9 protein-coding genes are annotated in these 15,646 nt (G+C 41.4%); all 9 read left to right on the plus strand.

All coding sequences use genetic code 11. The annotated features are described in order from the left end of the window. The first annotated feature begins 157 nt into the window (after window positions 1–157). The 9 genes from J3P37_RS10625 (at window position 158) to J3P37_RS10665 (ending at window position 15,642) form a co-directional block, all read left to right on the plus strand. Entirely contained in the window at window positions 158–2,050 is a 1,893-nt protein-coding gene (locus tag J3P37_RS10625; protein ID WP_256011090.1) for a T9SS type A sorting domain-containing protein, read from the plus strand. Between the two features lie 93 nt (window positions 2,051–2,143). Next, on the plus strand, window positions 2,144–5,434 hold the full coding sequence (locus J3P37_RS10630; RefSeq protein WP_256011091.1) for a SusC/RagA family TonB-linked outer membrane protein: 3,291 nt from the start codon (window positions 2,144–2,146) through the stop codon (window positions 5,432–5,434). 21 nt (window positions 5,435–5,455) lie between these two features. Beyond that, a complete protein-coding gene (locus tag J3P37_RS10635) occupies window positions 5,456–7,156 on the plus strand; it encodes a RagB/SusD family nutrient uptake outer membrane protein (protein WP_256011092.1) in 1,701 nt (566 codons plus the stop codon). Between the two features lie 27 nt (window positions 7,157–7,183). Then, window positions 7,184–8,287: a glycan-binding surface protein gene (locus J3P37_RS10640; RefSeq protein WP_256011093.1), complete on the plus strand. Its 1,104-nt coding sequence runs from the start codon at window positions 7,184–7,186 to the stop codon at window positions 8,285–8,287. A gap of 18 nt (window positions 8,288–8,305) precedes the next feature. Further along, a complete protein-coding gene (locus J3P37_RS10645) occupies window positions 8,306–9,109 on the plus strand; it encodes a glycan-binding surface protein (protein WP_256011094.1) in 804 nt (267 codons plus the stop codon). A gap of 63 nt (window positions 9,110–9,172) precedes the next feature. Further along, the gene (locus J3P37_RS10650) at window positions 9,173–9,859 is read left to right on the plus strand and encodes a GDSL-type esterase/lipase family protein (RefSeq protein WP_256011095.1); all 687 of its coding nucleotides are present in this window, start codon (window positions 9,173–9,175) and stop codon (window positions 9,857–9,859) included. An 11-nt stretch (window positions 9,860–9,870) separates the two neighbouring features. Further along, the gene (locus J3P37_RS10655) at window positions 9,871–10,935 is read left to right on the plus strand and encodes a glycoside hydrolase family 5 protein (RefSeq protein WP_256011096.1); all 1,065 of its coding nucleotides are present in this window, start codon (window positions 9,871–9,873) and stop codon (window positions 10,933–10,935) included. A 32-nt stretch (window positions 10,936–10,967) separates the two neighbouring features. After that, window positions 10,968–12,941: a sialate O-acetylesterase gene (locus tag J3P37_RS10660; RefSeq protein ID WP_256011097.1), complete on the plus strand. Its 1,974-nt coding sequence runs from the start codon at window positions 10,968–10,970 to the stop codon at window positions 12,939–12,941. Then, window positions 12,919–15,642, plus strand: coding sequence for an alpha-L-rhamnosidase (locus J3P37_RS10665; protein ID WP_256011098.1), 2,724 nt, complete (start codon window positions 12,919–12,921; stop codon window positions 15,640–15,642). The genes J3P37_RS10660 and J3P37_RS10665 overlap by 23 nt, the downstream gene beginning before the upstream one ends. The last annotated feature ends 4 nt before the right edge of the window (window positions 15,643–15,646 follow it).

A 15,646-nucleotide genomic window follows, 5' to 3' on the forward strand; every position in this document is an offset into this window, starting at 1 on the left:
AAGGCTCAACTTTAAGTTTTATAAACCGAAAGAATTTTAGCCGGAAATATCATCGTTATGCACGCTGATCCGGTCCAGGATGAACTGATTTTGCTAATTGATTGAAACAATAATAAATGTATAGCCAGTTAGATGGCTGATAACTAACCTTTCCCATATGAAAAAATTAACTTTTATTCTCCTATTATTAAATAGCGTATATGTTACCTATGCGCAAACAACTTATTATTGGGTTGGAGGAACCAATAATACCTGGTTAACTCCAGCCAATTGGAATACAAAATTAGATGCTACTGGAGCAGCCAGAAATTCTACTACTACATCTGATATTCTTATTATTGATGGGAGCAATGTTGGAGGGGCAAGCCCAACAACCGGACCGGTAACAATTAATGTTCCAGCGTCAAATAACAATATTGGCCAGATAAAGCTAACAAACAACGCAGACGTTAGTGTTTATTCAACTAATACAGCAAGTCCCTTTTATAGATCATTAACAGCTACTTCTTTGTTGGAAATAGATGCGTCAAGTAGTCTTACTTTAAAAGATAACCCTGATCCAGCAATTACGTCATTTGTATTGTTAAGCCTTGGAACCGCTGCCACAGCGAGCATCAAAGGCAAGCTTGTGACGACAGGAAAGTATGCAAATCGTGTTTTAACGCAGAACTCAAGTATTTTGCCGTCTGTAGTTTTTCATTCAGGAAGCAGTTTACATACAGGTTCAGGAAGTCATCCTTTTGCCGGCAGTCCGGATTTATCAGTTATGTTAAGTGCCAATTCGACAATAACATATAATGGAGGATCTAATCCCTTTTCTGGAAATACCATTAATTTTTCTCCTGAAACGAATTATGTGTTTAATACGGCAATTACAGCTCCTTTCCATTTAACTTCGTCTAGCAGCATCGGTGATTTAACGATAAATGCTCCGGTTACTACTAATAGAAGTGTATCAGTTACCGGTGTTTTAAGTCTCAACTCCAAGCTTACTATTCGTACAGGCGACGTAGTAACGCTGACCAATACAGGAACTTTTGGCGGAGTATGGGGTGCTTCGTCTTATATAGTAACCAATTCAAATTCGACCAACGGCTTGAAAGGAGTTTTGGAGGTTAGCCAATTAAATGCCGCCAAATTGATACCCGTAGGTTCTGCATCCAACTATCTTCCAATCGTTATTAATCCGCAAAATACTTCTGATTTTGCGATAACTGTGTTCGAAGGCATCACAAACACTGCTACGCCCAATGGCCCTGCATTTACATCAGAGCAGAAGAAAAGGGTACTGGATGTGGTTTGGGATGTTTCGCGTTCGTCCGGAACGGGTACGGCTGACATCACTTTTGCCTGGCCCGATGCAGTAGAAGGTTCTGATTTTTCTGCATATCATAGCTCCGGAGTTGGTATCTCAATATTTGATGGGACCAGTTGGGGCGCTTATGTGGGTAGCGGCGATCATATTAATAATTCGGCTACCGCAACATTCGGCACATTCGCTCAGTTCAGTGTTGGTAATGCAAGTACAACGCTTCCGGTTACCTTGATAGACTTTGCCGGAAAAGTGGACAAAAGAGGAGTGGAAATAAGCTGGAAAGCGTCAGAGCTAAACCTGGCCCATTACAATCTGCAACGGTCAAGTAATGGTAAGCTATTTAACACAATCGCGACAATTACACCGAATACAGTGTCTTCTTACATCTATAGAGACCTGGTGCCAGAAAGCGGAATCAACTACTATCGTTTAATAAGTGTAGATAAAGACGGAACTCAAAGTACATCCGATCCTATTTCTGTCAACTTCTTTGCCAATTCAACACTTTCTTTCTATCCTAACCCGATTAGAGACAATGTTTTGAATATTAACGGCTTGGCGGCTGGCGATGTGATTAGAATTATAAACCTGAGCGGATCTCTTTTGCTTCATTACAAAACGAATGGAAGTGGTGTAGAATCTATAAATGTGCATGATCTCGCGTCTGGTACGTATATCTTAATTGTGGAAAATGCTGGCAGGCTTAAAACTTCGGACAGGATCATAAAGATATAGTTTGCTATAGCTTGGAAGGAACTCCAATCAATAAGCGCTTTGCTGCGCTCATAGGTATGATATAAAACGACTCAAATTAACCAATATAAATATATGATAAACTTTGTAAGTCTACTTAGAAATGAACCAGGACACAGCTTGCGGGTTGATGTTGTTAAGGATGGGGGAGTTGAGCGCTTGAGTAAAGTCCCCCTAAGGCTTCCTCAGCGAATTTTACTTGTCTGCGTACTGATTATATTCCTGGCAAGTGTTGCTTTTTCGCAAAACGCAGGAAATCATGTTGCCGGCAAAGTTACAGATACGAGCGGGGAGCCTTTACCCGGGGTTAGTGTCAAGATTAAGAATAGTAATATCAGTACCACTACCGATGGAAATGGTATGTATAAGATTGCTGTCCCGGACGCAAAAACGATCTTGGTATATACATATTTGGGTTTTACTACACAGCAAAAGGAAGTAGGGACCAATCGAACGATCAATATTCAACTGCAAGAATCAAGTAATAAGCTGGATGAAGTTGTAGTGATCGGCTACGGTTCTGTGAGCAGGAGAGACTTACAAGGGTCAGTTGCTTCCATAAAGGGCGAGGATCTTGTAAAAACTAATGTTACGAGTGTTAACGAGGCATTACAGGGAAGGTTGGCGGGTGTCCAGGTAAATAAGGGTGACGGAGCTCCTGGTTCTGGAGTTAGTATATTGATCAGAGGAGCAAATTCCTTTACAGGAAGCGACCCTTTATATGTTGTTGATGATGTACCCGTCCTTTCTGCTTCAACCCCCAAGGGAGGAGAAGATAATTTTCAAACAACCAATCCCTTGTCTTTTTTAAATCCTCAGGACATAGAAAGCATTGACGTATTGAAGGATGCGTCTGCAACAGCAATTTACGGATCCCGGGGATCCAACGGCGTGGTATTGATTACTACAAAAAAAGGAAAACAAGGCAGAGATAGAGTGGAATTCACTTCTGACATCAGTCTGTCTAGAATTTCTAAAAAAGTAGATATGCTGAATGCATCTCAATTTGCAAGTTTTCAAAATGAAGCGTTTTATAATTCCCATATTTATGAAGGTACTCAACTTAATGTCCCCTATCCAGGAGAGGAGGCATTCAGTTCTGTTGCTAACAGAAGAGTATATTTCCCTGGTCCTGCCGATTATGCCAGCGGGCTAAAGAATACCTTATATCCAGACGGGTTTACAGGAACTGACTGGTTAAATGAAATTTTGCATACAGGTTCTTTGCAGAATTATACACTGCGTTTTTCCGGCGGAGATGCGAAAGGTTCCTATTCAATATCAGGAAATTTGACGGATCAGCAAGGGATAATTAAGAAAACTGGTTTTGACCGTTACGGTCTACAACTGAATCTTTATAGGAACATCAGCAGATTTTGGCAGATTGGTACAAACACTAATTTCACATTTAATAAGTTTACACTTGGCAAAACAAATACTGCTGGCACACAGCCAAGTCTCATAAGCTCAACCCTGTTTTATCCGTCTACCCAACCTGCCAATTATAACATAAATGTAATAGGTGAAGACATTCTTAAAAACCTGAACTTATTTACTCCAACAAGTGCGATAGATGGCTCTACAGATATCACAAATACACTTCGGATATTTAGCAGTTCGTTTGTTCAAGCTAATTTAAGCAGTAAATTAAATTTCCGGCAGCGCCTCGGTTATAATTATAACACCAGCAAACGCTCGACCTACTATGATAGAAATACCGGAGAGGGCTGGAGTACTAACGGACGTGCTTCTGTTAATGAGAATTACTATTCGCAAATCGTTTCCGAATCAATACTTACTTACAAAAACACATTAAACAAAAAACATAGCATCAATGCAGTAGCGGATTTTAGTTATGAAATCAATACGGAGGGTAATGCAGGTTTAAGTGCAACCAATTTTCCTAATGATATCACTAAGTACGATAATATCGGAGCTGGCTTACAGCAAAACAGACCTCAAAGCTATAAGGGTGAAAGCCGGTTATTGAGTTATTTAGGAAGAGTTATTTATACTTATGGTGGGAAGTATTCAACAACGGTAAATTTCAGGGCCGATGGATCCAGTAAGTTTGCAAAAGGAAATAAGTTTGGATATTTTCCGGGGGTAGCAGTAGCCTGGACAGCATCGAAAGAACCATTTATTGCTAATCTTAACGTCTTTTCTAATTTGAAAGTTCGGGGCAGTGCAGGGGCTACAGGTAACCAGGGAATAGGACCTTATGGTACGCAGTATCAAATGTCAGCTTATAACGTCCCGTTAAATGGGGCTTTGCAAAGTGGTTACGCAATTAATACCGATTTAGGGTTGGTAGATCCTAATTTAAAGTGGGAAACTACTGTTCAATATGACGCAGGCCTTGATATTGGTTTCTTTGGAGATAGATTAAACTTCACATTTGATGCTTATCAAAAAACTACCTCAGATTTATTACAAGCTGTAAAAATAGCTACCAGTACAGGCTTTAGCACAATGTTGACTAATACAGGTACTGTAGAAAATCGAGGGCTTGAGTTTGCTGTTAATGGCAGGATCTCGCAAACCCCTAATTTTAAATGGAACGTAAACGCAAACCTTTCATTTAACAGAAATAAAATTACTGCTTTGCCTGCAGGTGACCAATTTGCTCAGCGGCTGTGGTATCAACTAGATGACATATTTATTCAGCGGGTAGGGGAGCCTATCGGGGCAATTTACGGTTATCTAGAAGATGGTTACTATGATAATCTCGCAGAAGTAAAGGCTGATCCGCAATTTAGGAATTCAACTGATGATTTTTTGCTGTCACGTATTGGCGAAGTTAAATACAAAAACTTCGATAACGAGTCGTCCAGTATAAGTGTTACTGATCGTCAAATTATAGGAAATACCAATCCTGATTTTACCTACGGTATCACGAATGATTTTAGCTATAGGAAATTTAGTCTAAGCATTTTTTTCCAGGGGGTTCAGGGAGGTGATATATTGAATGCAAATTTATTAAAAATAGGAATGGGGCAAACTTATAATATTCCACAGTTTGCATATGATTCCCGATGGACACCTGAGTCAGCCGCCAGAGCACGATGGCCGAAACCCTTAACCGCTGCTACCAGGACAATGAGGTTTTCGGACAGATACCTGGAAGATGCGAGTTATTTACGGTTAAAATCTGTGAATTTCGGCTACACATTTAAACCCAGGCATAAGTTCATTGAATCTTTATACCTGTTTGGTAGTGCAACAAATTTGCTGACATTCTCAAAATATAGCTGGTTTGATCCTGATGTAAATTCTTTTGGAGGTGATGCTTCCCGGCGCGGTGTTGATATGAACTCATACCCCAATACCCGGATGTATACTTTCGGTATAAAAGCGACATTATAATAACCATTTATAACAAATAACATGAAAAAAATATTTTGTGCTGTTACAATTCTGGGATTCCTCTCTTTGATTTCCTGCGAAAAGGCCCTGGAAGAAAAACCGTATTCTTTTATCTCCGCAGGTGATATTGGCACTACAACTGAAGCCGACGCAGAGTTATGGGTAAATGGGTGTTTGAATCAATTAAATAGCTTCTTTATTTGGGGGGAGTATAACCGGCCTCTGGAGGTTGATGCGGATGAGGCGACAGGGAAAGATTATGCCTTTTCTAAAGTAGGTGCCGGAAATTTTGTAGAAGTATCTGATTTAAACACTTTTTGGAAGGCCCCTTACACGCTGATTCAGCGTTGTGATTACGCAATTTCGAACCTGAATAAGTTTAGCATTGATGAGGCTGCAAAGAATAATGCACTTGGTCAGGTTTACTTCCTAAAAAGCTGGGCTTATTTCATGCTGGTAAGAGCATTTGGAGAGGTTCCTGTTTTTAAAGAACCAGTCATTGAAAGCGGGCAAAATAATCAGCCGAGACAGTCTATTCCTGAGGTTTATGCATATATCATCGAAAATTTAAAGCTTGCTGAAGAGGGACTGTATTCACGGAACGACGCTAATTGGAAGCTTGGCCGGGTTAGCAAAGAGGCTGCAAAAACACTTCTCGCTAAAGTGTATTTAACCATGGCGTCAGGCTCACTTTCAGGCGCTCAGGTTACTGTGAAGGGAGGGCCTCAGACAAGAGACAATGGCGGAACCCGGGTTTACCTTGATCCATCGATAGCAACTTATACCAAGGAAGTAGTTGCAGGTTATGAAGGGTTTAATGCTACTCAATATTTTACGCTTGCTCGTGATAAGGCACAGGAGGTGGTAGAGCTTGCTGGTGGAATGTACGAGGGCAACGATAACACAGGCTTATTTCCTTCTTATCCGGAGGTCTGGTCACAAGCCAATCATAACAAGCGAGAGCATTTATGGTCCATGAATCCAATAAGTGGTGATGAAACATTTGGAAACTTTTTTTCGCAACAATACACTGGGACAATCCAATCAAATGGTTCAATTACTGGAAACATTATTGGGATGAGTGACCACTGGTATCAATTGTTTGAAAACGATATTGATCAGCGGGTAAGATGGGGGGTTATTCACCGTTTTCGTCTCTACACAGCGGCCTCATGGCAATTCTATCCTGCATGGGAGGCGACTAGTCCAAAGAAAGATTTTTACGGGTTTGTGGAAGGTGATAACACAGCGCGTGATCAGTTCCACTTTGGAATGCTGACCAAGTATTCAATAGTAACCGACAGGACATTGAATAGAGCTGATGTGTATTATCCTTTGTTAAGATACGCCGAAACTTTATTAATTCTCGCTGAAGCTGAAAATGAAATCAATGGCCCGAGCTCTGTGGCTTTATCTGCATTGAATGCAGTAAGAACAAGAAGTGGAGCGTCTTTGATAGAGGCGGTTAGCTCAGAAGGAGTAATGGAAAAGCCTGCTCTCCGTTCGATTATTTTGGAAGAGCGTCAACGGGAACTTGCACTAGAGGGGTCTAGAAGATGGGATCTGCTGCGCTGGGGTATATATCTTCCGGTTATGAATGCGATTGGAGTTGACGCTAACGGAATTATAAAGCGTCGCGAACGGAGAAATCTGCTATTCCCTTTGCCTCTTGTTGAGATTAATGGTAATTCTGCGATAACAGAAAATAATCCAGGTTGGTAATAACTAAATTCTAAATAAAGTTAGACAATGCAATTTTTAAAAATACTTGAGCAACATAAATGGAATGTTTTAGTTGCTTTCTGCTTCGTGTTGTTCGCTTGTAAAAAAGAGGATAATGACTGCGTTGGTAATCCTACGATATCGAAAGTGTCTGCACCTGAGAATCTGGAAGAGGAGAAGACTTCTGGATCCTTTTATGACTGGATTAGCATACAGGGGGCTAATTTGTGTTCTGTAACAAATATCCGACTGAACGACGTTGAGGTTAATTTGTCTGATGCGTACATAACATCGACTGAAATAGTTTTCAAGATACCTGCCAAAAAGCCCAAAATTACAACGAACACCTTGAGTGTGATCACCAGGTCGGGTGAGGCAAAAGTCGATTTTACCACCACAATACCACCGACGTCAATCATAGGAAGTGACTTCGAATATACTGAGATTGGCGATACCATGGTGGTTTTAGGGGAGAATATGGAACTTCTGGAATTAGATGGACCGCTCAGTGTTTATTTTGGAAACGGTAAGGCAAATGTAACCCGGACTACCAGCGACAGTATTTATGTGATCGTTCCTCCGAATGCTGTGGCCGGCGATCAAATCAAGATAGTGGCCGGCGACGGGGTAGAAACCATTGTACCCTTCCGGTATAAAGACAACAGAGTTCTCTTTGATTTTGACGGAAAACCTGCAGCCTCAAATTCCGGAACCGTAAACTCCGTAGGTGGTGTTAGCGGTAATTACCTCAGAGTAAATATGTTGATATTGAGTAATTCAACAGATAGAGAGGTCATCCAGGAAAGGACAGTATTGCCTCAAGACGTGATTGATCATCCTGAAAATTATCGGTTTAAGTTCGAAATCAAAACCGATAAGCCGTTTAATGCAAACGCCATTAAAATTTTCCCTGATCGTGTGAATGGTAGTAGTAATCATTATTTATGGACGGGCACTGGATATCATACGAATGGAAAATGGAAAACCTTTGCTATCGACTTAAAAGACGCCGCTAAAGTAAGTCCCTTGCCTGCAAAGGCCAGCTATCTCATTCGAATAGCCTTTCACGGTTCAGGCAATCTGGACGCGGATATGTCTTTTGATAACATTAGAATCGTACCCAAAAACTAAATAAATATTTAAATAACGATGAGAAAACTTTTAAGTTCTTTAATTATGGCTCTTGCTGGCACAGGAATTTCATATGCCCAGCTTCCGTCTTTGAGCGTTTCCAGGATGCTGAATGAATATACCCCAGCAGGGGAGACGATGGTTATATTAGGATCGAATTTCGATGTCCACAAATTTACTTCCACGAATGGGAAAGTGCTTTTCGGTGACACTGAAGGTAAAATAATACGAGGCACAAAGGATAGCCTTTATGTAATAGTCCCGGCAAGTGCCAGACCAGGGGTGACAGTGAAGGTAATTTCGGGTGCTAAGATAGAGAAAACCGTTCCTTACTTGTATCAGGATAACCGGAACATTATCTTCGACTTCGAATCAGGCTCTACGAGCCCCTTCAGTACAAAGAGCGCAACGCCGGGCCCTATTAGTGGGAAATATGTGCGTGTAAAACAAGAGATAGAATCCTGGGCGGTGATCGATTTTGTACAAGGGAATGTGGCATTGCCGGCAGAAGCGGTTAAAGATCCCGATGCTTATGTGCTTAAATTCGAAGTTAATACTCTTAAGCCATTCAATGCCAATATGATTAAGCTGATGATAGATGGCGACTATCATCAGGTGAATACCTTTTTCTGGAAAACCCATCAAACCTTTGATACTAATGGTAAATGGGTAACTCATTCTGTTGACCTAAATAAAATTGTCAATACTCCTTTAAAAGAGTCCTTGTCAAAACATAAAATCAAATTTTCATTCCATGGAAATGGATTGTTAGACGCCGACATGGCTTTTGATAACTTCAGAATTGTTCCTAAGGAAGACTAGTCGAGTTTTAAATACGAACAGCGGCTGGTATTTCGCCAGCTGTTGGTTTTATCCTATATACAAATGAGATACTTAAAAGCAGGCAAAGCTGTATCAGTATGTTTACTGGCTGCGATTTTTGCTCTATTTCTTTCCTTTGACGCGAAATCTCAGGATGAAAAACCATATTACTGGAACACTATCCAAAGTTTTAAAAGGCAGGATAGCCTCCATGCACCTGTAAAAAATGCGATTCTTTTTATAGGGAGTTCGTCTTTCACGAACTGGAATTTTGTTCAGGATATGTTTCCGGACTATACAATCCTTAACAGAGGGTTCGGAGGATCACAATTACCAGACATTGAGCTGTATTTCGAACAGGTTAAATATCCACCGCAGGTAAAACAGATCGTTATTTATGCTGGTGATAATGATATCGCTAGTGGGGTTAATGCGGAAGGCGTTCTGGAAAGATTCCAGGAGCTATACAAGCTTATTAGGAAAGATCTGCCCAAAGTGAATGTTGCTTATCTTTCTATCAAGGGCTGTCCTGGCCGGTCGAGATCTATTCCGGTAGTCAAAGAAGCAAACGAGCTCATTAAGAGCTTTCTGTCTGAGCAGGAGAATGCAGTATTTGTGGATATTTATCATCCTACGATGATAACCGGGGATGAGCCAATGACGGATATTTATGTTGAAGACGGTGTACACATGAACCGAAAGGGATATGAAATCTGGGCATCCATTCTGAAACCATATTTAAAAAAATAACCGTTTACCAAATGAAACAAAAATGCACGATCACCTTAATATTTTTAGCTGCTATTCTTTTCTCATGCAAAGAGAAAGCGACTTCGGAACCGAAAGACCCAACTGAAAAACCGGTAGTTCCAGTCAAAGACGAACCGTTTGGGGTTAACCTGGCGGGCGCTGAGTTTGGAACGATACCTGGCATTCTAAACAGGCACTATGGGTATCCAACGGCTTCAGATCTCGATTATTTTAAGTCGAAAGGCTTGATTCTTATAAGGTTTCCCTTTAGGTGGGAAAGAGTTCAGCGTACTTTAAATGGTCCACTGGACGCCGCGGAGATTGGGCGGATGAAAACTTTCATCGAGGCTGCTCAATCCAGAAACATGCTGATATTACTCGATATGCATAATTATTGCCGAAGGAATTTAGGCGAAAACGGTACAGTTTTTTATGAAATTGGTTCAAATGAAGTCCCTCTGGAGTCAGTGGTTGATGTATGGGCAAAACTTGCTAATGAATTTAAAGCGTTTAATAATATCTGGGGATATGGATTAATGAACGAACCTTATGGTTTAACGAAGCTGAGCTGGTTTACCATTGCTCAGTCTCTTATCACCCGGATAAGAACTGTCGATACGAAAACAACTATATTGGTTGGAGGAGACGCATTTAGCTCGGCGTCGCGATGGCCTGAAGTAAGTGACAATCTGAAGAATTTAATTGATCCCTCTGATAATTTGATTTATGAAGCACATACTTATTGGGATAAGCATTCTAGCGGTACTTATGAAGGAACATACGAAGAAGAGGGTGCTACACCAAACACAGGGGTTCAACGGGTAACTCCCTTCGTTGAGTGGCTTAAAAAAAATAATAAAAGAGGGTTTGTGGGTGAATATGGTGTTCCGAGAGGAGATCCCAGATGGCTGGTGGTTTTGGATAATACATTAAAATACCTAAGAGATAATCATGTAAATGGATGCTACTGGGCGGCTGGGCCAAGGTGGCCGGAAGATGAACATTTATCCATTCAGCCCTGGCATGGTGATTTACCTCAAATAGCTATATTGCAGAAGTATTTAAAAACCAATTAAACACACCTTAAGAATTGGAGATGAGATTTAATATGAACAAACTATATTTATTGTCTGCAGTTTTTCTACAAAGTTTTTTTGCAGCTGCTGAAGTTCGAGTACCAAAATTATTTGGCGATGGTATGGTTTTGCAAAGAAATCAATCGATACCGGTTTGGGGATGGGCAAATAAAGGCGAAACGGTGATTGTCAAATTTAATAATCAAACTAAGTCAACTAAGGCAGATAAGACCGGGAAGTGGAAAGTTGAATTAAGCCCTGAAGCTGCAGGAGGTCCTTATCAATTAGCAATAAAGGGCAAGAACTCTATAGTTATCAATGATGTTTTAGTTGGTGAAGTATGGCTTTGTTCAGGACAGTCGAATATGGAGTGGTCTGTGCGATTAAGTAAAGATGCTGAAAAAGAAATAAGGGAAGCAAAATATCCTTCAATCCGACATTTTAAAGTGCCGAATACCACGTCGAAAGATCCGATGGATGATTTGACCGGGGGAAGCTGGAAGCAAGCAAACTCTCAGCATACAGCAGACTTCTCAGCTGTAGGTTATTTTTTTGCACGTGAACTCTATAGAAAATTAAACGTTCCAATTGGATTAATCAATTCTTCCTGGGGAGGAACGGATATTGAAACCTGGATAAGCAGACCAGCCCTCGAAAGCAGCGACATTTTTAAGTCGATGATGAAATCTATGCCCTCCTCTGCAGATCTTGAATACGTGATACGTGAGCGAAAAAACGAACTTACCCGCCGGGTAAAAGAATTGCAGGGCGAGCTTCCCAGGGATTCAGCTTCAGCAGTTGCTTTTAAAGAACCGGGGTTTGATGATACGAAGTGGCCAAAAATTGCCGTTCCTGGTGTTTGGGAACAATCCATTGAGAACCTTGACGGAGTGGCGTGGTTGCGGGCAACTATTGTACTGGATGGAAAGCATGCTGGTGAGGCCGCTGAACTCAGGTTGGCAATGATTGATGATTCTGACATCACCTACGTCAACGGCATTCGAGTCGGTGCTATGAAAAACGCTTATAATTCGCAAAGAGTTTATGGTATTCCAGAGGGTATTTTGAAAGCCGGACGCAATACTATTGCAGTGCGGGTGGAAGACACTGGTGGGGGAGGCGGTATATATGGAAGTCCCGAAGACATGAGGCTCATATTAGATGGTGAAATAATACATTTAAGTGGACAATGGTCTTTTCAACTGGAATCGCTATCGGTAGCTTCAAGTAGCAGTAACACGGGGGATCCAAATAGTTTTCCTACTTTACTGTATAATGGAATGATCAATCCGCTTGTACCTTATGGAATCAAAGGAGCAATATGGTATCAAGGTGAAAATAATGCTTCAAGGGCGTTTCAATACAAAGAAGCCTTCCCTTTGATGATTCATGATTGGCGAAAAAACTGGGGCCAGGGAGATTTTCCGTTCTATTTTGTGCAGCTTTCAAGCTGGATTGCCTCCAGCGGAGATAGCAAGCGAGGCAGTGCATGGGCTGAATTGCGGGAGGCTCAAACAGAAACCTTGAAATTACCTAACACGGGTATGGCAGTAACAATAGACATTGGCGAAACGAACGATATTCATCCCAAAAACAAACAGGATGTAGGTAAGCGACTGGCGGCTATTGCCTTAAACCAATTGTATAATACAGGAACGTTATTTCAGGGTCCTTCGTTTGCCAGTTTAAAAGTATCCGGAAATAAGGTAACAGTAGACTTTATTAATATCGGATCAGGCCTTGCCGTGAGCGATAAATATGGCTACGTTAAAGGGTTTGAACTAGCCGGAGCTGATCAGCAGTTCTACTATGCTAAAGGTTCTATTGAAGGGGGACAGGTGGTGCTTTCCAATGAAAATGTGCCTAAGCCAGTTGCAGTAAGGTATGCCTGGGCTGATGATGCTGGCGATGCTAATTTATTTAATAAAGAAGGGTTTCCTGCAGTTCCGTTCCGGACAGATACCTGGAAAGGGATCACGCAAAATGTTAAATACAGCATCAGATAAGCAAGGTTTGAGAGTGGGAGTTAAAAAAATAGCGTTCCTGATCCTGATGGTGCTGTCATGGGTTACTCAAGTGCGGTCACAAAGTAATCCTTTGAATCTTAGATGCGAGTTCCTGGAAAATCCGATAGGCATTGACGAACCTTCACCTAGGCTTACCTGGAACATGGCTGATTGTAAAGTGGGTTGTTCCCAAGCGGCTTTTGAAGTAATCGTTGCTACCGATTCGGCGGGCTTAAAGTCAGAAAAGGGCAGAGTTTGGGGATCCGGAAAACAGAGCTCGGCGTTTATGAAGTTATCCTTGCCTGATAATCTCCTGAAGCCTTTCACCCGGTATTTTTGGTTGGTGCGGGTTTGGAATAAGGATAACGGTTCGGGCTCAGCAGTCGCTTCGTTCGAAACCGGTTTGTTAAATAGCAAAAATTGGAAAGGAGCCTGGATAACAGATGCTAATGATATACACAAAAAGGAAGCTCCATATTTCAGAAAAGTTTTTAACGCTCTTAAAGTTGTAAAGTCAGCACGTGCATATATTGCGGCGGCGGGATTATTCGAACTTTATTTAAACGGGGAGAAGGTTGGAAACCATCGCCTGGATCCTATGTTTACTCGTTTTGATCGAAGAACACTCTATCTCACGCATGATGTTACATCATTTATAAGGAACGGTCAGAATGCAGTGGGGGTTTTGTTGGGCAATGGCTGGTTCAATCATCAGTCAACTGCTGTCTGGTTTTTTGATCGGGCAAGCTGGCGTGCTAGACCAAAATTTTGTTTAGACATCCGCATTACTTATATGGATGGCTCAGTGGAAACAATTTCATCGGATAATACTTGGAGAACTTCTTCGGGGCCATTGGTCTTTAACAGTATCTACACAGCTGAACATTACGATGCACGTTTGGAGCATCCGGGTTGGAATACTGTATCATTTGTAGATACAACCTGGAAAAATGCAATTTATACCTCTGCTCCTTCACAAAATATTGTGTCTCAGCAAGTGCGGCCAATTCGTGATGTAGAGCAGATAAAACCCGTAAGTTTTAGAAAGGTCAGCCCCAATGTTTACCTGTTTGATCTGGGCCGGAATATTTCGGGTGTGAGTGAGATTAAGGTAAAGGGAATCGAAGGGACAACTCTGCGCTTAATACATGCTGAGCGGTTGCGTAAAGACGGGCGGGCAGATCAATCCAATATCGACTACCATTATCGTCCTACCGACGATAAAGATCCTTTTCAGACGGATATATTTGTTTTGTCGGGGAAAAAGGAAGATTCTTTTCGTGCTAGATTCAACTACAAGGGTTTCCAGTACGTTGAAGTTGTAAGCGACAAACCCGTTGTACTTACAAAGGAAAGTCTTACAGCCTATTTCATGCATAGTGATGTGCCCGCTAAGGGAAGCATAAAGTCATCAAGTGATGTGCTCAATAAGATCTGGCTGGCTACCAATAATTCTTATTTGTCTAATTTATTTGGATATCCAACAGACTGTCCTCAGCGGGAGAAGAACGGCTGGACGGGGGATGCACACATTGCTATAGAAACTGGTTTGTATAACTTCGACGGTATTACTATATATGAAAAGTGGCTTGCTGACCATCGCGATGAGCAACAGCCTAACGGAGTTTTGCCGGCGATTATTCCCACCGCTATATGGGGTTATGATTGGGCAAACGGACCGGATTGGACTAGCACCATCGCTATTATTCCATGGAATATTTATTTGTTTTATGGGGATGAAAGGATTCTCTCTCAAAATTACGAAAATACTAAAAGGTATGTTGATTATATTAATAGCCGAAGCCCATCAGGATTAACCGATTGGGGATTAGGTGACTGGATTCCTATTAAATCGATTGCAAACAAAGAATTAACCACTTCCATCTATTTTTATCTAGATGCATCTATTTTGGCGAAGTCAGCAAGAGTACTGGGCAAGCAAGAAGATGCGAAAAAGTATGAAGCCTTAGCCGAAAAGGTAAAGCAGGCCATTAATTCGAAATTTCTGGATCGTAAAACAGGAATTTATTGTTCAGGATTACAAACCGAATTAAGTGCACCACTGTACTGGGGCATAGTGCCGGCCGAATTAAAGTCGACAGTAGCCAAAAAGCTTGCTGAGAGGGTTGAACGAGATCAAAGTATCGATGTTGGTTTGCTTGGCTCGAAAACTGTCCTTAATGCTTTAAGTGAGAATGGTTACGCTGAACTGGCTTACAAGCTGGCTTCTAGAGAAACTTATCCTTCCTGGGGCTGGTGGATTAAAAATGGTGCAACCACCTTGTATGAAAACTGGAAAATAGAAGGTAGTTCGGATATTTCACTTAATCATATTATGTTTGGTGAAATAAGTGCATGGTACTACAAGGCTTTGGGGGGAATCTTTCCAGATCCGTCGGCCCCAGGCTTTAAGCATATCGTTTTGAAACCGAACTTCGTTGGTGGCCTGAAACATTTTGAAGCAAAACATGAAACTCCATATGGGACTTTAATCTCTGCATGGAAAAGCCAAGGAAAGCAGCTTGAATATGTAGTAACTATTCCACCGGGAAGCACTGCCTCCCTAAGTCTTTCGGCGCAAAGTGTCACAGGAAAAAAAATGAATTCCGGAAATACAAGGTTGAAATTTAATGATCAGGAACCGGGGCTTTTTAAGGTAGCTCTTGCATCCGGTAGGTACATATTTTCCATAAAGCTTTGACATG

Origin of the sequence: Desertivirga xinjiangensis (assembly GCF_024436435.1) — a bacterium.
Classification (GTDB): Bacteria; Bacteroidota; Bacteroidia; order Sphingobacteriales; family Sphingobacteriaceae; genus Desertivirga; species Desertivirga xinjiangensis.